We start from the raw sequence: 1,279 nt of genomic DNA on the forward strand, positions 1-1,279 counted from the left end.
GGGAGTAATCGTCTTCGTGGCGGCCGTCGAGGCCGTGCATGCGGATCAGCGGACGGGTGCGCTTGGCGAGCCACTGTCGGTACCCCTTCGGGGCCTCGGCCGACGCTCCCGGGTACAGCCCGCGGTAAGACGACACCAGGTCGGGTCGCGCCTCGCCGAGCCACTCGAAGAACCACGGCTTCACTCCCGGACGAAGGTGCAGCGCTCCGTAGATGACGGCGCGCGCCCCGGCCTCCTTGATGCGCACGAGGGCACTGTCGATCGCGGCGAGCGAGTCGGTCATGTGCGGCATGATCGGCATGAGGAACACGGTCACCGGGAACCCGGCATCCGCCAGCGCCCGCACGGTGTCGAGTCGCGCCTGAGTCGTCGGAGCCCCGGGCTCGATCGCCTTCTGCAGGTCGTCGTCGTACATCGCGATCGACATCTGCACATCGATCGGCACCCGCTTCGCGGCCTTCACGAGCAGCGGGATGTCCCGGCGGATCAGCGTCCCTTTCGTGAGGATCGAGATCGGGGTGCCGGACGCGGCGAGGGTCTCGATGATGCCAGGCATGAGCTTGTACCTGCCCTCGGCCCGCTGGTACGGGTCGGTGTTGGTGCCGAGGGCGACGGTCTCGTGCTCCCAGCTGCCGCGTCGCAGCTCCTTCTCGAGCACCTCCACCACGTTGACCTTGACGACGATCTGCGAGTCGAAGTCGGCCCCGCCGTCGAGGTCGAGGTACTCGTGGGTTCCGCGGGCGAAGCAATACACGCAGGCATGCGAACACCCCCGATAGGGGTTGATCGTCCAGGCGAAGGGCATGCGCGAGGCGCCGGGCACATGATTCAGCGCCGACTTCGACAGCACCTCGTGGAACGTCATCCCGGCGAACTCGGGAGTCGTGACGGAGCGCAGGACGCTCGATCGGTCTTCGAGGCCGGGCAGCGCCGCTGCATCCGTCTCTCCGAGCTTCTGTCCCTGCCACCTCATTCGACAATTCGAACAGAAAGACGATGTTAACGCAAGCGACTCTGCAACCTATCTTCGAATGAGAGGATGGATCAATGCCCTTCCTGCCGCACCCTCAGCATGCGGCACCGCGGTCCCCGATCCGCGGACCTGCATTGCCGATCGGTGTCGCCGTGACCGCGATCGGGGTCCTGTTGTCGATCGGTTCCGGTCCGGTGCCGTCCTCCGGCGACATGTACACGCCCTGGCCGGGAACGGTGAGCGTCTTGCCGCCTTCCGACACGGACGCACCCTCCGGCTGCCCGTCGACCGGGAACACGACGCTCG

2 protein-coding genes are annotated in these 1,279 nt (G+C 66.7%); both read right to left on the bottom strand.

The features are described 5' to 3' along the window. Positions 1 to 973, bottom strand: a 973-nt coding sequence (locus tag KZA10_RS15560; RefSeq protein WP_218683338.1) for an Rv2578c family radical SAM protein, incomplete at its 3' end; no start/stop codon positions are given. Positions 974 to 1,067: 94 nt separating this feature from the next. Next, a partial coding sequence (locus tag KZA10_RS15565) for a hypothetical protein (protein WP_218683339.1) occupies positions 1,068 to 1,279 on the bottom strand: 212 nt, incomplete at its 5' end.

This window comes from Microbacterium sp. BF1, assembly GCF_019279095.1.
In the GTDB taxonomy this organism is placed as follows: Bacteria; Actinomycetota; Actinomycetes; order Actinomycetales; family Microbacteriaceae; genus Microbacterium; species Microbacterium maritypicum.